Origin of the sequence: Dyella tabacisoli, assembly GCF_003350925.1 — a bacterium.
GTDB lineage: Bacteria > Pseudomonadota > Gammaproteobacteria > Xanthomonadales > Rhodanobacteraceae > Dyella_C > Dyella_C tabacisoli.
The window spans coordinates 219,981-240,110 of the sequence record NZ_KZ857177.1; the positions used below are offsets into that span (position 1 = coordinate 219,981).

Genomic DNA, 20,130 nt, shown 5'->3' on the forward strand with positions numbered 1-20,130 from the left:
TGGGCAAATGAGCTCCCCGTCTGGACAACTGCCCTGCGTCGCAACAACCGTCGATATGGCGTCCCACGATGGCCAGAAGGTTGAGGCGACCGGCATCTATTGGGCGATCCCTGCGCCGAGAAAAGGGCCGGCAGTAGCAGGCGAGCGGAAGACCCATGCTGTTCTGGAGCTTGATGACGGCAAGCGCGTGTATCTGGAGGCGTTCGGGGTGGAGCAGGCGATACGCAGCGAGGATGAGTTGCGGCGCTTCGACGGGCACCGGGTGACGATTGTGGGCGTTGCGCACATGATCATGCCATCGCCCCGTGAGGGGCTGGTGGCGCCATGTTTGAGCGAGGTGGAGTCGATCGTTGAGGCGGATTTGAGGGGCAGTGAAACGCCAAAACAAGTTTAGGAATTTAGAGAGTTGCTTTTCTGGCGACTCCTGCGCTAGCTGCCTTCGACTGCATTGGGAAGAGTGTTTCGCTGACCTTAGTCAGGCTACTGATCAAACATGGGCATCGAACCAAATCAAACAAGCAACACACGCGATTGACGACCATTTGCTCGTTACATCCCTGCTAACTTGTCCGATGGGTCCGGTTGCATTGCAAAATTATGCAACCGATCTCCGAACAGTACGCCGAGCCTATCTGCGAGTTCTGTCCGTCGCTGAGAGCCACGCCATATGGCCGTCAGTGGTCTGTGTCCTTTAGCGCTCGATAGATCGTTGCGGGGCCTACGTTGAATCGTTCCGCTAGTTGGGGGGAGCAGAGAATTTTTCCCCCTCCCGTAGCGCCCTTATCCACCTGCACTGTTCTGGCGTCAGGGCTCGCTTCCGCCCAAAGGCGACCCCTTTTTGTCTGGCCTTCGCGATACCGTCGTTCTGCCGTTCAGTCCGTATATCGTTCTCAAATTGTGCGAAAGCAGCGAGCAGACTGAACATCAGCATGCCTTCTGAAGTGCTGGTATCGATCGCCTGATCCAAGACCTTCAGGGCGACACCCTTCTTTTTTAACAGGTCCGCGATCTTCGACAGATCGAAGATGGATCGGGCCATGCGGTCTAACCTGGAGATCACCAACGTGTCCCTATCACGAAGGAACCGAAGGCATGCTTGAAGCTCTGGACGGGTATCTGTCTGTCTTCCAGACCGTTTCTCGGCAAAGATCCTTGTGCAGCCGAATGCCTTCAGCTTGTCCTGCTGGATTTCCAGACTTTGACCGGAGTTGCTGACCCGTGCGTATCTAACGACCTCGCTCATTTATCAAATCTCCTGAGATTCTTTAAAAATGCTATTTTGATAGTAGTTTTGATAGATCCTTGGGCCGCTATCGGAAGGTATACCTTCCGATAGCCTGCGAGGCGTTGATCCGCATGCGGCACGAGCTGGGCGAGACGCTAGGCTAGTCACAATTCATCGAGGGACCGCCGTGATCGTAACTGGCCTAAACCTTTTAGAGTTCTACAGACCCTTTCTCCGGTTTATTGGGCTAGTTGGCCATCAAGTATGGTCCGACCGTGCCAAGCTCATACGGCAGGCCATTGCAGGAAATCCATATTCAAAAGACCACCTTGAAGACGAGAACGAGCTCTGCTTCGCGTTAGATGAACTCACTCACATATGGGATCGCAACGGACGATTCCCCCTGACGCTTAGGAAAAAGCGTCATCTGTTTTTCGCGATAGCCTTCGTTGCCCAAGCCATATCGCTCTATGACGCAGTCGGCGATGCGGCCGGGAAGCAATTGATGCGGCGAATTGTCGGCGCGATCAAGAACGAGCCGGAGGATCTTCGAGCCTTACAAGTTGAGCTCGCAACAGCAACTCATTTCTTGCAAAGCGGATACGAGGTCAGTTTCCCTGACCTCAATGGCGACGAGCGTTTTGACCTACTTCTACACGGAATTGACGGTAGCGAAATTGAGGTCGAGTGCAAGTTTCTCTCTAGGGATAAGGGACAGAAAATTCATCGAAGTGAGCTGGTGGACTTCTATAAAGAGGTTGCTCCTGTCCTTAACTCCCATATTTCTACATCGTCGGCTGATCTCATCGTAGAAATTACGGTGCCGGATCGCTTCCCCAGCCAGATGCATGAGAAGAAAGGCATAGCAGATTTGGTCAGGATCGCAATCAGCAGCGACGCGTCGACTATGAGCAACGGCATCGCGCGCATTGACGTTAGAGACGCAACATCTGCGGGGCTTGGAAATGCAGCTGACAGCGGACTTATCGATAGAGGTTACCTAGACAAAGTAACCGGCACGAACAATAGACCGATGCTGATGCTGGGAAGCGAAGGGGGCAGTACAGCTCTGCTTGTTGTTAAGAGCGAAAAGAACGATTCGATCTTCGAATCAATCTACAGGACGCTCTCGCGTGCAGCGTCGAAGCAGTTGACACGGAAACGGCCTGCCTTGCTCATCGCGAGACTAGACGATATCGACATGCAGGCGCTGGTGCGAGTCGCGGCAAGCGAAGCTGGTGCGGATTCGGGGCCAAATACGTTGCAACTTATTGCGTCTAGGCTCATGCGGGGCGCCCATCACGAACACATAGTATCCGTTTGTTTCCTGAGTGAAGGCGAGATAGGCCTACCAGAAGCTGGTCGGACTCCAAGTAATGGGGTCGTATATCACTTCAAGAACGAGAGTAGTCCGTTCTGGAGGGTGGGTTTCAGCTTCGGCTTTTCTCCAATTTCTTAGGTTCCTCGATCCCCCAGTCCGTTTACTAAGTTCGGCCGAGAGCGAAGACATGACCGATACCGTCGAAGGCGCCAAAGAGCCAGTGCTGCCCTTTGCAAGTTTTGATGATTTCAGAGTCGCTGAACTGTCCAGTGTGCTGTTGGATATGATGTTTGCGGATGACGAGGCTTTTCTGGAGGCACTTTATGTGGCCAAAAAGAAGGCAGTCGACGCGGTGGATGAGGCATCTGCACGCGCTTATGAATTACTCTGGCATCTCTGTGCCTTTCATCTAAATGTCAATGATCCATCGACACCATTTGATGCGAGATGGCGTTCTGGAGAAGGCCGCTCATATGTGCCGAGTGACTTTCGCGGATCGCAAAACGACACTCTGTTAAGTATTTTGCCTTCTATCGAGCATCCTGTTCTTCGCGCGCGGATCGCCGATATCGTCTGGTACAACGATCGTAAGCACTGGAAGGCCGCTGGCATTGCCGTTAGCGCCTATTGCGATGTTGTCAGCAAAAAGTTGGATGGTACGTTCCAGGATCGATACGAAAGTACGTCAGATTCGTTCTTTGGCTCGCTCAAGTATCTACATCGTGCATTTCAGATCACCGCGCAGCTTGGTAAACGAGAAAAGATTCCTGACGACCTAGAAGGTGCTTATTCAAATCTATATGCACGCATCAAGGACAAGAGTGCTTTCGTGGCCTTCGCTGATATCGCACGTCTTGGTGTTTCTTACGGCATGATTGAGTGGGTTTCCGTAGCCGCGGACGCCAGACAGATGGCAGAAGGTGCCCCAAGCGGAACGTTTCCACTTGCGCTGCAAAAGGTTTGGGATCTAGCTGCCGAGGCATATACAAGGATCGGCGATAGAGAGGCCAAGCACCATTGTCAACTGGCCTCGGTGGAACTAACTCTGAGTATGCGCGATCAGGTTAGTACATCCAGTGCTCGGGCTGCTTGGACTATGACGGCTATAGGGCAGCTACGAGCTGCAGGCGGCTTCAGCGAGCGTATCAAGGAACTACGCCGTGAGTTGAGAGACCTTCAAGAGCAGTCCGTCGATGAGTTTGGGCAATTCAGCATTCCCGTTGATCTGGAAGATGAGCAGGTTGGGACCATCAAGGTCTTCAGTGAGTTGACGCTACCAGAGGCGCTTTTAAACGTCGCTACCTTTGCGCGATCACTGCCAATCGAACAGTTGCGCTCAATTGCGCTCAATAGTCGGAGCGAGAGCTTGTTGAGTTCTTCGTTTGGCGCTTCATACTCTGACCGTGACGGAAAGGTGGTAGCTCAAACACCGGCTTCGCCACTCCAAGGGGAGCCCAGCGACGATTGGCTCAAGGCTCAGTGGTTACGCACTTACGATCTTTGGCGCCATCAGATTGTAGGTGGCCACATTGAGCCAGCTCGCCGGACGATCATGCAGCGCTTTCCCGTCGAGGAACGATTTTTCGAGCCAATTGTGGCTGCGAGTCCGTTTGTACCGTTCGGTCATGAGCACATATTTGCTCTAGGATTTGCGCGATTCTGGCAGGGGGATTTCGCGTCCTCTGTTCATCTGCTGATACCGCAGCTTGAAAATTCCATTCGTCATGTTCTTCAGGCGGCAAGCGAGGACTCGTCTAAGATCAAGACCGATCTGCTGCAAGAGGATCGATCACTGAGTGGCTTGCTGGACAATCGGCGGCCGGAAATGGATCGGGTGTTCGGCGAAGATCTTGTGAACGAGATCGACCTACTTTTCAACTACAAAGCAGGTCCTGCACTTCGCCATCAGACTGCACATGGAAAGATGTATGCGGGGGCATGTTATTCCACTGACGCTATCTATGCCTGCTGGCTTGTATACAAGCTGACATGCATCCCCTTGCTTGGTGATCTTCGCTCTAAAATCGCTATCGCTATTGAGGAATTGGTCTTCTGATACCTATCAAGTACCTGCAAGCAATCGAGCTTGAGCCCGCTCGTTGGTTGTGTCGCGTCAAGCAAGTTCGACGTTCTGGCGACAACAGGGATGCCCAATGGGTCAATTCGATGCGAAGCAAGGTATTGTCTGAGTCATTCGGTTTTCCTCATAGGCATTAGTGCATTGCCATCAGCCTTCAGTGCTTCGAGATAGCTGGCCCAAGCAGCCATCATCTGTCTGCGCTCTGAAAGATGGGCTGTGCGATTGTAGGCTCTTCCATTTGGGTCTCGCACCGTGTGTGCGAGCTGATGCTCGATGTAGTCAGGGCGGAACTGAAGCACCTCATCCAAGACGGTGCGAGCCATTGCGCGAAAGCCGTGACCGCTCATCTCATCGGTGGCAAATCCCATTCGCCGAAGGGCTGAGAGTACGGCGTTATTGCTCATTGGGCGCTTTGGGCTGCGAGCGCTGGGAAATAGGTACTGACCTGTTCCGGTGAGCGGCTGAAGTTCGCGCAAAATCTCCACCGCTTGGGGCGACAGTGGAACTAGATGCGGTAGGCGCATCTTCATCTTTTCGGCTGGGATATTCCATTCGGCCTTATCCAAATTGAACTCAGCCCACTCGGCGTGCCTGAGTTCACCGGGTCGAACGAATACGAGCGGTGCGAACCTCAGCGCGCATTTGGTGATGAATGTGCCTTGATAAGCGTCTATCGCACGCAGCAAGCCGCCAATGGCAGATGGATCAGTGATTGCAGCGAGGTTCTTGGGCTTAACTGAGGGTAGGGCGCCGCGTAGATCGGTTACTGGGTTGCGTTCGGCTCGTCCAGTTGCGATGGCATAGCGAAGCACTTGTCCGCAATTTTGCAGTACCCGATGTGCGGACTCGACGGCACCGCGCGCAACGATGCGATTCACAGTCGTCAGAAATTCCTTGGCTGTGATATCGGCAATCGGTCGGCTACCCAGCCAAGGAAAAATGTCATTCTCCAGCCTCAGCATGATGCGACTTGCGTGGAGTTCCACCCACGTGGAGGACTGCTTTGCGTGCCATTCGCGAGCCACCACTTCAAAGCTATTCGCTGAGCGATCTTCGCCAGCAGCTTTAGTGGCCTTTCGTTGCTCGCCCGGATCGATACCAGACGCTAGTAGCTTGCGTGCAGCATCGCGCTTCTCGCGAGCCTCTGCGAGACCGGTATCAGGAAAGGTGCCAAGGGATAGACGCTTTTCCTTGCCACCATAGCGGTATTTCAGTCGCCACCATTTGCCGCCGGCTGGCGATATCTCCAGATACATGCCCCCGCCGTCGAATAGTCGCTGGGTCTTATCTGTGGGCTTGGCTTTGCTGATCGCTACATTTGTTAGTGGCATTGGGGGCAACTGTGAAGAGTGACGTCCGTGTTGCCCCCGATATTGCCCCCAGTTGCCCCCGGATTTCAAGGAATCTCCGTGGACGTCACCGGACAAAGAAAAAGGCCGGAACCCTTGGTATTGCTAGGGTTTCCGGCCTTCTTGGAACGTCCGTGGACGTTGAGTTGGTGGAGGTGGCGGGAGTCGAACCCGCGTCCGAAGGCGTTTGACGCCCGGTACTACATGCTTAGCTCACCGTTGAATCTCATCCCGCGACAGCACGATGTGCGAAGCGCATCGAAGGACCAGCCCGCTTGATTTGACCTAAGACCGACAGGCGGCAATCTTCGGCGATCCCGTGATAGTGACCCTACATCCACGAGCACAGGCACAAGTGGGTTCGGGGCTAAGCCTTAAGCGGCTAGAGCGTAGTTGTCGTCGTTGGCAACTATAAGTTTGCGGCTGGTTTAACGAGGAAAGCTGCCCCCTCGGCATGCACCAAACTATCTCACTACCCCCGTCGAAGCCATGACACCCCCGGGGAAAAGACTGCTGGAACCGGCGAAGTATAAGGGATCGCGGCTCCGGCGTGTTGCTGATTGTTTCTAAGGCTTAAGCAGCGCGATTGTGTGATCGCATGGTTCGTTGCTTTTCGCGCTGCCAATCGCGTTCTTTCTCGGTGTTGCGCTTGTCGTGCTCTTGTTTGCCGCGCGCCAGGCCGATTTCCAGTTTTACTTTGTTGCCCTTCCAGTACAGCGCCATCGGGATCAGGGTGTAGCCCTTGCGCTCGACGGCGCCGACTAGCTGGTCGATTTCTTTCCGGTGCAGCAGCAGCTTGCGGGTGCGCCGATCCTCGGCGATGACATGGGTGGATGCGCTGATGAGTGGCGGGATCGAGGTGCCGACCAGGAAGATTTCGTTGTTTTTGACGATGGCGTAGCTGTCGCTGAAATTGATTCGACCGGCACGCAACGACTTGACCTCCCAACCCTGCAAGGCGATTCCCGTCTCGTAGCGTTGGTCGATGTGATACTCGTGACGGGCGCGCTTATTGAGCGCGATCGTGCCGCCGCCTTGTTTGTCTTTGTCCTTCGCCTTGGCCATGTCCGCTAAACTTCGGGCTGTATGCCCTGCTGGTGATCCAGCCAGATATGGGGCCGGATGCTGGATGATTCGATGAGGTCGACGTGATCGAAATTCGCCGTAGTGCCTTGGTGAAATATTCACCAGCGCAGATGTTCGACCTGGTCAATGAAGTCGAAGCATACCCAAAGCGTTTCCCTTGGTGTGCTGGTGCCGAGATTCTTGAGCGTGAAGGCGATACGCGGGTGGCGCGGCTGGATCTGAAATTCGCCGGCCTTCGCCATAGCTTCACTACCCGTAATACGACAGAACGGCCGCATCGTCTGCAGATGAGTCTGGTTGAGGGTCCATTCCGTAGTCTGGAAGGGATATGGGAGTTCATTGCGCTAGGTGACGCTGGTTGCAAGATCGCCTTTACGCTTGATTTCGATTATGCCGGCCGGGTTGGCGGTGCTGCGCTTAAACTCGGTTTCCAAGGGCTGGCCAGTCGCATGGTCGACGATTTTTGTCGTGAGGCCGAACGTGCCTATGGCTGAGAACTCTACGCCCGACAGTATCAATGTTGAGGTGGTCTATGCCGCCACAGCCGACCATCAGGTCTTGCGTTGCGTGAGCCTGCCCACGGGTAGCACGGTCATCCAGGCCATCGATGCGTCAGGAATCACGGCGATCGTACCCGGGCTGCACATCGACCCGGCGCATCTTGGAATCTTTTCGCGCAAGGTCGCGCCCGACGAGGTGTTGCGCGATGGCGATCGGGTTGAAATCTACCGATCGCTTACGCTGGACCCTAAAGAGGCGCGCCGTCGGCGCGCCCATGGGGTCTGACAACAACAACGATTGATTCAGGCGATTATTTGCCGTCTTTGCTGTCGTTGTCTTTCTTCTCGTCCTCGGGCGTCTTGCTCTTATCGCCCTGGGTTTCGTCGACCGGGTAGCTGGCGTGATATTTCTTGCTGTCTTTGACCAGTTGCTGGGCATCTTCGGCGAAGAAATCGCCCTCGGTACGCACTAGCGTGTCGTTATTAAAGGCCAGGCTAAGCGTGCGCACCTTGATCGGGCCGCCACGGTGTTGCTGGGTGGAGACATAGTCCCAACGGTTCTGGTCGAACGGAGTGCTGACCGAGGGTGAACCGAGCAGCACGAGCACCTGGCGCTTGGTCATACCCGGTTGTAGCTGGGTCACGTTTTTCTTGTCGAGCAGGTTGCCTTGTTGCACGTCGGGGGTGTACACGAGGCGGCAGCTGGCGAGGGAAAGGGCCAGCATGGCGAAACCCAGCGTGCGAATCAGGTTATGCATGCGTCTTGCGTCCGGATCGTAAAGGTGTCGGATGATACACTAACGGCTTGGTAGCACCGTGCGTGCCTGGAGTTTGCTATGGAACAGGAAACTAAGGAGCTGCGTAAGGCTGGGCTTAAAGTCACCCACCCCCGTATGCGGATCCTGCAAATCTTCGAAGATGAGGAAGCTCACCACCTTACCGCCGAAGACATTTACAAAAGACTGCTTGCCCACCAGGAAGACATTGGCTTGGCCACTGTCTATCGCGTGCTGACTCAGTTCGAGGCTGCCGGCATCGTGGTCAAGCATAACTTCGAGGGCGGGCAGGCCGTCTACGAACTGGATCGCGGCAAACACCACGACCACATGATTGATGTGGACAGCGGTAAAGTGATTGAGTTCGTCAGCGAGGAGATCGAACGCCTCCAGCACGAAATCGCCGCGCGCCACGGCTATGTATTGGAAGATCACAGCCTGGTGCTGTACGTACGTCCGAAGCAGCGTAAGTAAGTCGTTTCGCTAATTCAGAAGGGCCGGCGATCCAGGTCGCCGGCCCTTTGCGTTTTGTGAATGCAAAAGCCGGGCCGAATTTGGCGTTATGCGCGGGCATAAAAAAAGCCGCGGGAGGACTCCTGTCCACCCAGCGGCTGATCCGTTATCGATCGGCTCTTGGCTATGCGAATTGCTCGCTGGCGCAAGGCTTACCGTCGGTACCGGCGGAATGGCATCCTGCCATTCTTCGTACCAACCGTCCCCACGGTTGGTACGGCACACCATCTCGCGATGGTGGCTCCCCCACATCAATGAACAAATCCTAACGAACACTTCACGACGCCGGTATTGGAAAATTTCCTAGGTGGAACGGTTCTAGATCCGGGTTGTGATGGGCGTGGCATTGTTGCTGCGCAACAAGATGCGCAAGTGAACGCCATGCGTTTCCGGGCGCAGGCGGAACAAGCCACCCAGAGAAGTCACACGATCGCGCATGCCTTGTAGCCCACGTCCGCCTCGCGGCATCCGGCTGGGAAGTCCGATACCGTCGTCGCGAATATCAAGTAGGGCAAGCACGGTGCCTTGACGCTCGCCGATGCGCAGGCGCAACTGGAATGTATGGGCTTGCGCGTGCTTGACCGCATTGGTGGCGCTCTCTTGCGCCAGCCGATATACCGCGGTGCGGGCATCTTCGTCGAGCAGGCGCGGGTCGCCATGTAAGTCGGTGAGATAGGTGATGCCGGCCGTGTTCAATAGGTCGCGGATGGGGCCCTCGTCCAGGGCGCGCAGCAAGCCAAACTCATCGAGTACGGCGGGGCGCAAGTCATCGAGCATGCGGTGCAATGCGCGGCGCATGTGGCCGAGAATGGTGTTGATCGAGGTGCCGATGTCCTCCATGCCAACTTGCGCCAGGCGTGACTGGGCGAGCTTGACGTGGGTTTGGATGGCGGTGAGGTTTTGGCCCAGTTCGTCGTGCAACTCGGCGGCCATATGTCGGCGCTGATTCTCTTCCGCTTGCAGGTTGCCGCGTGCAGCATCGCGCAATTGGCGTGCGAGATGATCCAGGCGACGGTTGACGGCTGCCAGGTAGACGTTTTGCTCCGCGACGCGCTCGCTACTGCGGCGCAGGGCATCGGTGGCTGAGCCAAGCATCAGCGCACCGGTGCCGGCTACCGCCAGAAACAGGTGGGCCGATGCATTCGGCGGTGCGTGTCCGGCCAGGTGATCGACCGCCGTCATACCCAGACTGGAAACCAGCATCGCCAGGCTTGCGCCACGCCATCCATGCCTGAAGGCGAAAAACAACACCGGCGCCAGTGACAGAACACGCGCAAATTGTGGTTGCGGGGCGGTATGGGCCGTGAGTACCAGCAAGATCGCCAGCGCCGGCAGCATGACGAGCAATCCATCGGTCATCAGGCGCATCAACGCGCGACGGCTCAAACGGGCCCGCGCGAGCAAAACCATCATCGGCACCGCCAGCAAGATGCCGACGTAGTTGCCCAATAGGTCCTGGCCCAACGCCTGTATCAGCAGGTCCGAAGAAGATATGGGATGAAGCACGGCCAGCAGCGCACCCTCGACGGCGGTGCTGGCCGCTACGGTAAAAGCAGCCGATAGCAGCAGTCGCGAGACATCCTCCGGGTTGCGCAAACTGGCATGCAGGCTGGCTCGGCGCATAAGCCACAAGCAGACGGTAACGACGAAAAGCTCGGGTAATTCGTCGGCGACAAAGTTAAACCAGCCAAGTGGCAAGTCTCTGGCAACGACAATGGTGCCGGTGGCAGCCAGTTCGGCACCGATCAGCCAAGGCCAATAGCGCAGGGGGGCCAGTAGCAGGGCGCCGAAGCGAAGGCCGTAGGGCAGCATCCAGTAGGGTTGCTCGGTGGGCCATAGCAGTAGCCAGAGCAGAAAGTAACCGACGGCGTACAGCAGGCCGGTGCTGAATGGTGACGAGAGTTTCGAGGGCATGCCTGGGATTAGAGCCTGTTGACGATCTCTGAGTAGCCCGCGCCGGAAGCTGTTTACGCGCAGGACAGGGAATTGACGAGGGAGTGTACGTCGGGAGACGGCCCAGTGATGACTCGATTTTGTGTGTCATTGGGGCTGCCCGACCATGCCGATGAGCCACTGCACTGAGTCACCGTCTCAAAAAATCAAGAATGCACGGCTAGCTATCAGCCAGGTGAAGTCGGGTTCGGGGGCGGCGTCTTCACTTCAAATCCACAAAGCGGTGTACTGACGCGATGCCTGCGATACAGTGCAGGGCATGTACAGCATCGTTCTGGTCGACGACCACGCCATAGTCCGTGAGGGCTTCAAACGTCTCATTGAGATGGAGCCTGACCTTGAGGTCATTGCCGAGTGCCGCAGTGCGGACGACGCCGTGGAGGCGGTCGCTCTGCGTCGCCCCGATCTCGTCGCCTTGGATTTGTCCTTGCCCGATGGCAGTGGCTTGCCGTTGATCGAGCACTTGCTGAGTGTCGCTGCCGAAACGCGGATCGTGGTTTTGAGCATGCACGACGGCGAGCCTTACGTATCGGAGGCGCTGCGCCGTGGCGCCAGTGGCTATGTGACCAAAGGGGTGGCGCCGGAGGAGCTGGTCGCCGGATTGCGCGCAGTGATGCTGGGCGAATGTTTTTTGAGCTCCGATTTGCGGCAACGCCGTGCGGAACGGCCAAGCGAGGCATTGGACCCGATCAACCGGCTCACCGCTCGCGAGCGCGAGGTCTTTCTACTGCTGGCGGCGGGGCGTGCGCCTAAACAGGCGGCGGCCGAACTCGGCATCGGGCAGAAGACTATCTATATCCACCGCGCCAGCTTGATGGGCAAGCTGGGCGCGGGTTCGGAGCTGGATCTGTATCGGATGGCAAGCGAGCGGGGGTTGTTGCCGCAGCGGGGGTAAGCAGCATGGCTGGATGTGCCGACGCTCATGCTGTTTTGCGCCGCGATGGTCATTCAAGCCGCTGTTTGCGCCCGCTCCAACATCTGTTTGGCATGAGCGCGCGTTTCGCGGGTGATCTCCACCCCGCCCAGCATGCGTGCCAGCTCATCGCGGCGGCCGCCGGCATCGAGCTTGTCGATTTGCGTGCGTGTGCTGGCACCGTCGCTGTGTTTGGATACGCGTAAATGGGCATGGCCCTGCGCGGCGACTTGCGGCAGATGGGTGACGCAAAGCACCTGACGTTGAGCGCCGAGCGAGCGGAGCTTTTGCCCGACCACCTCGGCCACGGCGCCACCAATGCCTGTATCCACCTCGTCGAAAACCATGCTGCCGACGGTGTCTTTACCCAGGGTGGCAACTTCGATAGCCAGGCTGATGCGCGCCAGTTCACCGCCGGAAGCGACTTTGCGCAGCGCTCGTAGTGGCTGCCCTGGGTTAACGCTGACCAGCAGCTCGCAGCGCTCGCGACCTTGGCCGTCGGGTTCGCTACCGTTGGTGGGCTCCAGCTCGACCACCAGGCGGCCACCGGCCATGCCAAGTTCGCTCATCAATACGCTGGCTTCTTCACTGAGTTTCAGGGCGGCAGCCGTGCGTGCGCGGGTTAATTCAGTGGCGGCGTTGTCGTAGGTCTGCTGTAGATGCAGTCGTTGCTTGGCCAACTGCTCCAAGGCATCGCCAGCGCCTTCGAGTTCGGCTAGCTCCGCACCTAGGGCGCTTGCCTTGTCGTGTAGTTCGGCGACCGGCAGGCGGTGACGGCGCGAAAGTTCGTGCAGGCGAGTGAGGTGAGTATCAGCCTGGGCATAGCGATCTGGGTCGAGATCGACATCCTGCGCATAGTGGCTTAGCCCGTCGGCCGCTTCGCCGAGCTGGATGGCGGCGTTATCTAGCAATTCCAGCAGCGGGGCGAGTTTATCGTCCATGACCGCCAGCTTGCCGAGTTCGGCGTGCGCGCGGCCCAGGGCGCGACGCAACGCGAATTCGCCGTCGCCATCAAGCAGCTCAGCTACCCCGGCGGCACCTTCGGCGAGCCGGTCGGCATTGGCCAGGCGTTTGTGGTTGGCTTCCAGTTCTGCCAGTTCAGCGGCAGGCAGGGCCCATTTTTCCAGTTCGCCGAGTTCGTGGCGGAGCAGTTCGATGCGTTGTTCGCGATCTTCGCCGCCGCTTAGCTTGCGGATGCGGGCGCCAATCTCGCGCCATTGCTGCGCGCTGTCGCGCAATTGCGCCAGCAGGCCGTCATGCCCGGCATAGGCATCGAGCAGGGCCAGTTGATGCGCGCGTGCCAGCAGCGCCTGGTGTTCGTGCTGTCCGTGGATTTCGACCAGCAGCGAAGCCAGCTCGCCGAGCTGGCTGGCATTTGCGGGGCGGCCGTTGATCCAGGCGCGCGAGCTGCCTTCGGCGCGGATCACTCGGCGTAGCTGGCAAGCGTCGCTCTCGTCGAGTTCTTCACGTTTGAGCCATTCGCGGGCTTCGGGCAGGTCGGTCAGGTCGAACTCGGCCGCCAGCTCGGCACGGTCGCTGCCAGCGCGTACCATGCCGCTGTCAGCGCGGGCGCCGGCCAGCAACAGGAGTGCATCGACCAGCAGGGACTTGCCGGCGCCAGTCTCGCCGCTGACCACAGTCAGCCCTGGGCCGAATAGGATCTCGGCTTCTTCGACGACAGCAAAATGACGGACGTAGAGCGAGGTGAGCATAGGTAGGGGCGGTGTGAAGTCGGGGGATTGTAAGGGTAGGGACGGGTTGTGGAAGCCCACCGGGTGGGCGAAAAGCCAACGAAGATGTGTTTCCATGCTTGTATACGGGGCGAGTTACCACGGATTTCTTGCAAACTACCTGGGTAGACCCTATTTCTTTGCTGTCTCACGGATTGCCACAGCGCATGCCCCAACTCATTGGCCTTGACCTAGATATCCGCGCGCGACGCTTGTTGCGCACGTTGATTGCGCAGTACCTGGCCGATGGTGAGCCGGTAGGCTCGCGCACGCTGTCGCGCTCGTCTGGCCTGGATGTCAGTCCGGCGACGATCCGCAACATCATGGCCGATCTGGAAGATGCTGGCCTGGTGGCCTCGCCGCATACCTCGGCCGGGCGCGTGCCTACGCCGCGTGGCCTGCGCTTGTTCGTCGATAGCCTGCTTGAGCTGCAGCCGCTGCCGAGCGAGGAGATGACCCGGTTGCGCCGTGAACTCCCGCTAGGGCCGACCACTACCTTGGATCTGCTCGGCAATGTATCGACCCTGCTTTCGGCGATGACCCATTTCGCTGGTGTGGTCACCGTGCCGCGCCAGGTGGATTTTCCGCTACGGCATATCGATTTTGTGCCGCTGCCGGACGCTCGGGTGCTGGTGATCCTGGTGTTCTCCGACAATCAGGTGCAGAACCGTATCGTGCAATTGGCCAAGCCGGTCGAGGCGCATGAGCTGGAGCAGGCAGCGAATTACCTCAATATGCATTTCGCCGGCCAGCGCGTGGACGATATCCGTGCGCATCTGCTGCGCGAGCTGCATGAAGCCAGCAGTGAGCTCAATCAACTGCTGTCTAGCACCGTGGAGCTTGCTACCGCCTCATTCGCGCCGCAGAGCGGGGGCGATGACGTGCTGGTCAGCGGCCAGACCAATCTGATGGCGTATGCCGAGCTGGCCAATCTGGACCGGCTGCGTGAGCTGTTTGAAGCCTTCCAGAAGAAAAACGAGCTACTGCAGTTGATGGAGGTGTGCGCCAAGGCCCCAGGCGTACGCTTGTTTATCGGCGAGGAGTCGGGCTTTACCGCCTTGGATGGTTGCAGCGTGGTCACCGCCAGCTACGGCGCACAGGGCCGGGTATTGGGTGCCGTCGGGGTGATTGGTCCTACCCGGATGGCTTACGAACGGGTGATTCCGGTAGTGCAGGCAACCGCTGGATTACTTAGCGATGCCTTGAATCGAGCGGCGACGGCCTTATAACCCGCTGCGGGAGGCGGGGTTCCCCGCGATGATGGACGGTCGGCAGTCATGCCGGCCTCGGATACGGTTTGGAGTTTTTTTCATGCAGAACAATGATTCGCAGGCACCCAGCGGGGCGCCGGATACCAATATGCAAAGTGAGCTGGACGCTGAGTTAGAGACGCTCAAGCTACGGATGGCCGAGCTCGAAGCAAGTAATACCGAGCTGCGCGACACCGTGCTGCGCGAGAAGGCTGAGTTGGAGAACCAGCGTCGTCGTTTGCAGCGAGATCTGGAGCAAGCCCGTCGCTTCGCCAACGAAAAGCTGCTGAACGAGCTGTTGCCGATCTATGACGGTCTGGAGCGCGGGCTGGCGGTTGAAGGTGGCGACATTGCCACGGTGCGTGAAGGCATCAACCTTACGCTGAAGGAGTTGCTGCGCATCGCCCAGAACAACGGTCTGGTGCAGGTCGATCCACTCGATCAGCCGCTCGATCCCGATCGCCATCATGCCGTCAGCATGGTCGAGGCGCCGGGCAAGGCGCCGGGTACCGTGGTCAGCGTGCTGCAAAAGGGCTATGTGCTGAACGATCGTCTGTTGCGTCCGGCCCTGGTGGCTGTAGCGAAAGACGACTGAGCGCGCACGGCTGGCTGGCGGCGACCTGAACGAGGCGCCTGATCCAGCCGCTAGAAGAGCATCGGAGGCCTTGCCAGCATTGAATCGCCAGGCACGAGCCCCATCTGAAAAACCATCGCGGCCGCGGGGGCCGCACAAAGCATTCGGAGCATAGATATGGGCAAGATCATCGGCATCGATTTGGGTACAACCAACTCTTGTGTCGCCGTCATGGACGGTACCAGCGTCAAGATCATCGAGAACGCGGAGGGCGACCGCACTACGCCTTCCATCGTCGCTTTCAGCAAAGACAACGATGTGCTGGTGGGCGCGCCGGCCAAGCGCCAGAGCGTGACCAACCCGAAAAACACTTTTTACGCCGTGAAGCGTTTGATCGGCCGCAAGTTCGCCGATGCCGAAGTGCAGAAAGATCTGCACATCGTGCCTTACGGCATCAGCGCGCATGAAAATGGCGACGCCTGGATCGAGACCTCCGACGGCCGCAAGATGGCGCCGCAAGAGATTTCCGCCAAAGTGCTGATGAAGATGAAGAAGACCGCCGAGGATTATCTTGGCGAGCCAGTGACCGAAGCGGTCATCACCGTGCCGGCCTACTTCAACGACAGCCAGCGCCAAGCCACCAAGGACGCCGGCCGCATTGCCGGTCTGGACGTGAAGCGCATCATCAACGAGCCGACCGCCGCCGCACTGGCTTACGGCATGGACAAGAAGGGCGGTGATCGCAAGATCGCCGTGTACGATCTGGGCGGCGGTACCTTCGACGTGTCGATCATCGAGATCGCCGAAGTCGACGGCGAGAAGCAGTTCGAAGTGTTGGCCACCAACGGCGATACGTTCCTGGGCGGCGAAGACTTCGATATGCGCGTCATCGACTATCTCGTCGAGGAGTTCCAGAAGGATCAGGGCATCGATCTGCGCAAAGATCCGTTGGCGCTGCAGCGTCTGAAGGATGCGGCCGAGCGCGCCAAGATCGAGCTGTCATCCGCGCATCAGACCGAGGTGAACCTGCCGTACGTGACGGCCGATGCCTCCGGTCCTAAGCATCTGAACATCAAGCTGACCCGTGCCAAACTCGAAGCCCTGGTGGAAGACCTGGTCAAGCGCACCATCGAGCCGTGCCGCACGGCGCTCAACGATGCTGGCCTGCGCGTGTCCGACGTCAACGAGGTGATCCTCGTCGGCGGCCAGACCCGCATGCCCAAGGTGCAAGAAGCCGTAAAGGACTTCTTCGGCAAAGAGCCGCGCAAAGACGTCAACCCGGATGAGGCCGTCGCTGCGGGCGCGGCCATTCAGGGCGGCGTGCTGGGCGGCTCGGTGAAGGACGTGCTGCTGCTCGACGTCACCCCGCTGTCGCTGGGTATCGAGACCATGGGCGGCGTGATGACCAAGCTGATCGAGAAGAACACCACGGTGCCGACCAAGGCCGCGCAGGTGTTCTCCACGGCTGACGACAACCAGACTGCAGTGACTGTGCATGTGTTGCAGGGCGAGCGCGAGCGCGCCACCGCCAACAAGTCGTTGGGCAAGTTTGATTTGTCGGGCATCGAGCCGGCACCGCGCGGCATGCCGCAAGTCGAGGTCACCTTCGACATCGACGCCAACGGCATCCTGCATGTGTCGGCCAAGGACAAGAAAACCGGCAAGGAGCAGAAAATCGAAATCAAGGCGGGCTCGGGCCTGTCCGAGGACGAGATCGCGCGCATGGTTGCCGATGCCGAGGCGAACAAGGAAGAAGACAAGAAATTCCACGAGCTGGTAAGCGTGCGCAATAAAGCCGATCAGTTGGTGCATGCCACCCGCAGCGCGCTGAAAGAGCACGGCGGCAAAGTGCCTGCCGAGCAGCTCAGTGCGATCGAGGCCGCGTTGTCGGATCTGGATAAGGTCAAAGGCGGCGACGATAAGGCTGCGATCGAGTCGAAGGTCGAGAAGCTCGAACAGGTTGCGCAGTCGCTTTACGCTGCCGCTCAGTCCGGTGGTCAGGCCGATGCCGGTGCGCAGCCGGGCCCGCATGGTTCGGCGCAGCCGGACGATGTGGTCGACGCTGAGTTCACCGAAGTGAAAAACGACGGTAAAGCGTCTTAAGCTCGCGTCCACACGTACGAGCGCCCGTGTTGGGCGCTCGTCGTTTCTGGGGAGGGTGGCTGGCGATGGAAAAGGGGCGGTTAGAGGCATTCAGCGATGGCGTGCTGGCAATCATCATCACCATCATGGTGCTTGAGTTGCATGTGCCGCACGGCGACCAGTTTGAAGCGCTCAAGCCGTTATGGCCGGTGTTTCTGAGTTACGTGATGAGTTTCATCTACGTGGGCATCTACTGGAACAACCATCATCACTTCCTGAAGATGGCCGACGCCGTCAACGGGCGTGTGCTGTGGGCCAACCTGCATCTGCTGTTCTGGTTGTCGCTGATGCCGGCGGCGACCGGCTGGATGGGCGAGAACCATTTTGCGAAACTACCGGTGGCGGTTTACGGGGTGGTGTTGCTTATGTGTGCCGTTGCCTGGCTACCTTTGCAATACTCGTTGATCGCCGCCAATGGCGGTAAAACGTCCGAGCTGGCGCAGGCCTTGGGTTCCGATTGGAAGGGCAAGGTGGCGTCCAGCATTTATTTGTTGGGTATCTTGCTGGCGTTCGTTACGCCGTGGATATCTTGTGCACTCTACGCCACAGTGGCCGCGATCTGGTTTATCCCGGACCGGCGCATTGAATCGCGGATTATGAAATGAGCAAGCGTGATTATTACGAAGTCCTTGGTGTCGAACGCAGCGTCACCGAGGTCGAGTTAAAGAAATCTTTTCGTCGTCTGGCGATGAAGTACCACCCTGATCGCTGCCCGGATGATCCGGCGGCACAGGACAAGTTCAAAGAGGCCAAAGAGGCCTACGAAGTGCTGGCCGATCCGCAGAAACGGGCGATGTACAACCAGCACGGCCATGCCGCTTTCGAAGGCGGCATGGGCGGTCGTGGCGGTGGCGCCGGTTTTGGCGACATGGGCGATATTTTCGGGGACATTTTTGGCGATATTTTCGGCGGTGGCGGTGGCGGACGTCAGCGCCGCGGCGCCGACCTGCGCTACATGATGGAGCTCGATCTGGAAGAGGCCGTGTTCGGCGTCGAGAAGACGATCGAGGTACCCACCCAGGTCAATTGTCATCATTGCAACGGCAGCGGTTCTGAGGATGGCAAGGTCGTGCAGTGCAAAACCTGCCAAGGCCATGGCCGGGTGCGCATGCAAAACGGCATTTTCTCGATCCAGCAAGCCTGCCCGCACTGCGGTGGCAATGGCCAGGTGATTGAAAAGCCATGCCGGCAGTGCCGTGGCGAAGGCCGTCTTGAAGAGACTCGCTCGTTGTCCGTGCGCATTCCGGCCGGTGTCGACAATGGCGATCGCATTCGCCTTAGCGGGCAGGGTGAAGCCGGTCCGGCCGGCGCGCCGGCCGGTGATCTCTATGTCGAAATGCGTGTGCGCGAGCACAAGATCTTTCAGCGCGAAGGCAACGATTTGTACTGCGAAGTACCGATCCGCTTCTCGCAGGCCGCGCTGGGTGTCGAGCTCCCGGTGCCGACCTTGGAAGGCGAGGTGCCGATCAACATCCCCGCCGAAACTCAGACCGGCCAGCAATTTCGCTTACGTGGGCGCGGTGTGAAATCGGTACGCAATGGTCGCGCGGGTGATTTGATCTGCCGCGTAGTGGTCGAGACCCCGGTGCGCTTGACCAAGGCGCAGCGTGAGTTGTTGGAGCAGCTTGAGGCTACGTTCGATGGTGGCGCTGCTGACAAGCATATGCCGCGCGCCAAGACCTGGGTCGATGGCGTCAAGCAGTTTTGGTCGCGCGTAACGTCCTAAGTTTGTGTTTGAGCATCACGGCGGTAAATGACGTCGGCGGTCGGTAGCCGCTGACTGCCGCCGCCACTAGCCACGCTGTTTCATCGGCCGTCAGGAGTTATCGCATGCATCCACCCGTTCGCCTTGCCGTCAATGGCGCTACTGGACGCATGGGGCGTGCCTTGCTTGAGCTGCTCCGCGACGATTCGCGTTTCGAACTGAAAGCGGTGATTACCTCGGCGCATGCCAGGCAGATCAATACACCCGTGTTTACCGGCGATGATGCAGGTACGTTGCGTTATTCGTCCGCATGGCCTGCCCCCGGCGTACTCGATGCCGTTATCGACTTCAGCGGTTCAGCAGGATTGGCCGCGGCATTGGAGTATTGCGAAACGAACGGTGTGGCCTTGGTCACCGGTACGACGGGTCTCGATGCGTCTCTGACGCAGCGGCTCGATAACGCACACCAGCGTATTCCATTGCTGCGCGCCGCAAACTTCAGTCTCGGCGTAGCGGTACTGACACGCCTGCTGCGCGAAGCTGCCACGGCTTTGCGCGATTGGGACCTGGAAATTGTCGAGGCCCATCACGGCCGCAAAGAAGATGCGCCTTCAGGCACTGCGCTGGCGTTGGGCAAGGCCGCCGCGGACGCTCGCGGCACGACCTTGGAACACGATGCGGTGTATGTCCGTGAAGGGCTTACCGGGCCACGGCCGGCGGGGACGATCGGTTTTGCCGTTGTGCGTGGTGGCGACATCGTCGGCGAACACCAGGCCTTGCTGATCGGGCAGGGCGAGCGGGTGGAATTAGGGCACCGCGCAACGGATCGCTCGATTTTCGCTCGTGGTGCCATCGAGGCAGCGTATTGGTTGGCCGGCAAGCCGGCAGGTAACTACGATCTTGACGCCATGCTGGCCGAACGCAGGGCTAAGTAAAGGGCAGGGAACGGGGGATGGGGAACGGGGAACATGAAGTTCGGGGGATATTGCAGATCCGCGTTCTTTTTTGATTTT

General features: G+C 58.5%; 19 protein-coding genes and 1 other RNA gene. 13 read left to right on the forward strand and 7 right to left on the reverse strand.

Annotation, left to right across the window (positions count from 1 at the left end):
• The first annotated feature begins 7 nt into the window (after positions 1 to 7).
• Positions 8 to 394 (forward strand): hypothetical protein, encoded by a 387-nt coding sequence (locus DVJ77_RS12910; protein ID WP_114845928.1) that lies wholly within the window; start codon positions 8 to 10, stop codon positions 392 to 394.
• Positions 395 to 736: 342 nt separating this feature from the next.
• Here DVJ77_RS12910 and DVJ77_RS12915 read toward each other — a convergent pair whose 3' ends face one another.
• Complete coding sequence (locus tag DVJ77_RS12915; RefSeq protein WP_225427982.1) at positions 737 to 1,243, reverse strand: recombinase family protein; 507 nt, start codon at positions 1,241 to 1,243, stop codon at positions 737 to 739.
• A 169-nt stretch (positions 1,244 to 1,412) separates the two neighbouring features.
• Between DVJ77_RS12915 and DVJ77_RS12920 the strand changes: the two genes are divergently transcribed.
• Both DVJ77_RS12920 and DVJ77_RS12925 read left to right on the forward strand, forming a co-directional pair.
• Positions 1,413 to 2,684 (forward strand): hypothetical protein, encoded by a 1,272-nt coding sequence (locus tag DVJ77_RS12920; RefSeq protein WP_114845929.1) that lies wholly within the window; start codon positions 1,413 to 1,415, stop codon positions 2,682 to 2,684.
• A 49-nt stretch (positions 2,685 to 2,733) separates the two neighbouring features.
• Complete coding sequence (locus DVJ77_RS12925; protein ID WP_162791478.1) at positions 2,734 to 4,602, forward strand: DUF4209 domain-containing protein; 1,869 nt, start codon at positions 2,734 to 2,736, stop codon at positions 4,600 to 4,602.
• Positions 4,603 to 4,736: 134 nt separating this feature from the next.
• Here DVJ77_RS12925 and DVJ77_RS12930 read toward each other — a convergent pair whose 3' ends face one another.
• The 3 genes from DVJ77_RS12930 to smpB all read right to left on the reverse strand — a co-directional run bounded on the left by DVJ77_RS12930 (position 4,737) and on the right by smpB (position 7,040).
• Entirely contained in the window at positions 4,737 to 5,957 is a 1,221-nt protein-coding gene (locus DVJ77_RS12930; protein ID WP_114845931.1) for a tyrosine-type recombinase/integrase, read from the reverse strand.
• 165 nt (positions 5,958 to 6,122) lie between these two features.
• Positions 6,123 to 6,475: a transfer-messenger RNA gene (gene ssrA, locus DVJ77_RS12935) on the reverse strand.
• A 73-nt stretch (positions 6,476 to 6,548) separates the two neighbouring features.
• Entirely contained in the window at positions 6,549 to 7,040 is a 492-nt protein-coding gene (smpB, locus tag DVJ77_RS12940) for an SsrA-binding protein SmpB (RefSeq protein WP_114845932.1), read from the reverse strand.
• An 83-nt stretch (positions 7,041 to 7,123) separates the two neighbouring features.
• Here smpB and DVJ77_RS12945 point away from each other — a divergent pair, with 83 nt between their 5' ends.
• Positions 7,124 to 7,555: a type II toxin-antitoxin system RatA family toxin gene (locus DVJ77_RS12945; RefSeq protein ID WP_114845933.1), complete on the forward strand. Its 432-nt coding sequence runs from the start codon at positions 7,124 to 7,126 to the stop codon at positions 7,553 to 7,555.
• Positions 7,548 to 7,847 (forward strand): RnfH family protein, encoded by a 300-nt coding sequence (locus DVJ77_RS12950; protein ID WP_114845934.1) that lies wholly within the window; start codon positions 7,548 to 7,550, stop codon positions 7,845 to 7,847. Before DVJ77_RS12945 ends, DVJ77_RS12950 begins: the two co-directional genes overlap by 8 nt.
• 25 nt (positions 7,848 to 7,872) lie before the next feature.
• On the opposite strand, the gene DVJ77_RS12955 is transcribed toward DVJ77_RS12950, so the two are convergent.
• Complete coding sequence (locus DVJ77_RS12955; RefSeq protein WP_114845935.1) at positions 7,873 to 8,319, reverse strand: outer membrane protein assembly factor BamE; 447 nt, start codon at positions 8,317 to 8,319, stop codon at positions 7,873 to 7,875.
• A gap of 78 nt (positions 8,320 to 8,397) precedes the next feature.
• On the opposite strand from DVJ77_RS12955, the gene fur reads away from it, so the two are divergent.
• Positions 8,398 to 8,811: a ferric iron uptake transcriptional regulator gene (gene fur / locus DVJ77_RS12960; RefSeq protein ID WP_114845936.1), complete on the forward strand. Its 414-nt coding sequence runs from the start codon at positions 8,398 to 8,400 to the stop codon at positions 8,809 to 8,811.
• Between the two features lie 357 nt (positions 8,812 to 9,168).
• Here the strand turns inward: fur and DVJ77_RS12965 are convergent, their stop codons facing one another.
• A complete protein-coding gene (locus DVJ77_RS12965) occupies positions 9,169 to 10,764 on the reverse strand; it encodes an MASE1 domain-containing sensor histidine kinase (protein WP_114845937.1) in 1,596 nt (531 codons plus the stop codon).
• Between the two features lie 298 nt (positions 10,765 to 11,062).
• Between DVJ77_RS12965 and DVJ77_RS12970 the strand changes: the two genes are divergently transcribed.
• A complete protein-coding gene (locus DVJ77_RS12970; protein ID WP_114845938.1) occupies positions 11,063 to 11,698 on the forward strand; it encodes a response regulator transcription factor in 636 nt (211 codons plus the stop codon).
• Positions 11,699 to 11,751: 53 nt separating this feature from the next.
• On the opposite strand, the gene recN is transcribed toward DVJ77_RS12970, so the two are convergent.
• Complete coding sequence (recN, locus tag DVJ77_RS12975; RefSeq protein ID WP_114845939.1) at positions 11,752 to 13,428, reverse strand: DNA repair protein RecN; 1,677 nt, start codon at positions 13,426 to 13,428, stop codon at positions 11,752 to 11,754.
• Positions 13,429 to 13,613: 185 nt separating this feature from the next.
• Here recN and hrcA point away from each other — a divergent pair, with 185 nt between their 5' ends.
• The 6 genes from hrcA to dapB all read left to right on the forward strand — a co-directional run bounded on the left by hrcA (position 13,614) and on the right by dapB (position 20,052).
• Positions 13,614 to 14,675, forward strand: a complete 1,062-nt coding sequence (gene hrcA / locus DVJ77_RS12980; protein WP_114845940.1) for a heat-inducible transcriptional repressor HrcA — start codon at positions 13,614 to 13,616, stop codon at positions 14,673 to 14,675.
• An 82-nt stretch (positions 14,676 to 14,757) separates the two neighbouring features.
• Positions 14,758 to 15,291, forward strand: a complete 534-nt coding sequence (gene grpE / locus DVJ77_RS12985) for a nucleotide exchange factor GrpE (protein ID WP_114845941.1) — start codon at positions 14,758 to 14,760, stop codon at positions 15,289 to 15,291.
• 156 nt (positions 15,292 to 15,447) lie between these two features.
• Positions 15,448 to 17,373, forward strand: coding sequence for a molecular chaperone DnaK (gene dnaK, locus DVJ77_RS12990; RefSeq protein ID WP_114845942.1), 1,926 nt, complete (start codon positions 15,448 to 15,450; stop codon positions 17,371 to 17,373).
• Between the two features lie 26 nt (positions 17,374 to 17,399).
• Positions 17,400 to 18,017, forward strand: a complete 618-nt coding sequence (locus DVJ77_RS12995) for a TMEM175 family protein (protein ID WP_225427983.1) — start codon at positions 17,400 to 17,402, stop codon at positions 18,015 to 18,017.
• The gene (gene dnaJ / locus DVJ77_RS13000; protein ID WP_114845944.1) at positions 18,014 to 19,138 is read left to right on the forward strand and encodes a molecular chaperone DnaJ; all 1,125 of its coding nucleotides are present in this window, start codon (positions 18,014 to 18,016) and stop codon (positions 19,136 to 19,138) included. The genes DVJ77_RS12995 and dnaJ overlap by 4 nt, the downstream gene beginning before the upstream one ends.
• A 104-nt stretch (positions 19,139 to 19,242) precedes the next feature.
• Positions 19,243 to 20,052 carry a 4-hydroxy-tetrahydrodipicolinate reductase gene (gene dapB, locus DVJ77_RS13005; RefSeq protein ID WP_114845945.1) on the forward strand — a complete coding sequence of 270 codons (810 nt, stop codon included), beginning with the start codon at positions 19,243 to 19,245 and terminating at the stop codon, positions 20,050 to 20,052.
• Positions 20,053 to 20,130 lie beyond the last annotated feature (78 nt).

Bases quoted from the DNA above. Each gene is read 5' to 3' on its own strand.
- DVJ77_RS12910 (WP_114845928.1), top strand. From the start codon at position 8: ATGAGCTCCCCGTCTGGACAACTGCCCTGCGTCGCAACAACCGTCGAT.
- DVJ77_RS12915 (WP_225427982.1), bottom strand. From the start codon at position 1,243: ATGAGCGAGGTCGTTAGATACGCACGGGTCAGCAACTCCGGTCAAAGT.
- DVJ77_RS12925 (WP_162791478.1), top strand. From the start codon at position 2,734: ATGACCGATACCGTCGAAGGCGCCAAAGAGCCAGTGCTGCCCTTTGCA.
- DVJ77_RS12930 (WP_114845931.1), bottom strand. From the start codon at position 5,957: ATGCCACTAACAAATGTAGCGATCAGCAAAGCCAAGCCCACAGATAAG.
- smpB (WP_114845932.1), bottom strand. From the start codon at position 7,040: ATGGCCAAGGCGAAGGACAAAGACAAACAAGGCGGCGGCACGATCGCG.
- DVJ77_RS12950 (WP_114845934.1), top strand. From the start codon at position 7,548: ATGGCTGAGAACTCTACGCCCGACAGTATCAATGTTGAGGTGGTCTAT.
- DVJ77_RS12955 (WP_114845935.1), bottom strand. From the start codon at position 8,319: ATGCATAACCTGATTCGCACGCTGGGTTTCGCCATGCTGGCCCTTTCC.
- fur (WP_114845936.1), top strand. From the start codon at position 8,398: ATGGAACAGGAAACTAAGGAGCTGCGTAAGGCTGGGCTTAAAGTCACC.
- DVJ77_RS12965 (WP_114845937.1), bottom strand. From the start codon at position 10,764: ATGCCCTCGAAACTCTCGTCACCATTCAGCACCGGCCTGCTGTACGCC.
- DVJ77_RS12970 (WP_114845938.1), top strand. From the start codon at position 11,063: ATGTACAGCATCGTTCTGGTCGACGACCACGCCATAGTCCGTGAGGGC.
- recN (WP_114845939.1), bottom strand. From the start codon at position 13,428: ATGCTCACCTCGCTCTACGTCCGTCATTTTGCTGTCGTCGAAGAAGCC.
- hrcA (WP_114845940.1), top strand. From the start codon at position 13,614: ATGCCCCAACTCATTGGCCTTGACCTAGATATCCGCGCGCGACGCTTG.
- grpE (WP_114845941.1), top strand. From the start codon at position 14,758: ATGCAGAACAATGATTCGCAGGCACCCAGCGGGGCGCCGGATACCAAT.
- dnaK (WP_114845942.1), top strand. From the start codon at position 15,448: ATGGGCAAGATCATCGGCATCGATTTGGGTACAACCAACTCTTGTGTC.
- dnaJ (WP_114845944.1), top strand. From the start codon at position 18,014: ATGAGCAAGCGTGATTATTACGAAGTCCTTGGTGTCGAACGCAGCGTC.
- dapB (WP_114845945.1), top strand. From the start codon at position 19,243: ATGCATCCACCCGTTCGCCTTGCCGTCAATGGCGCTACTGGACGCATG.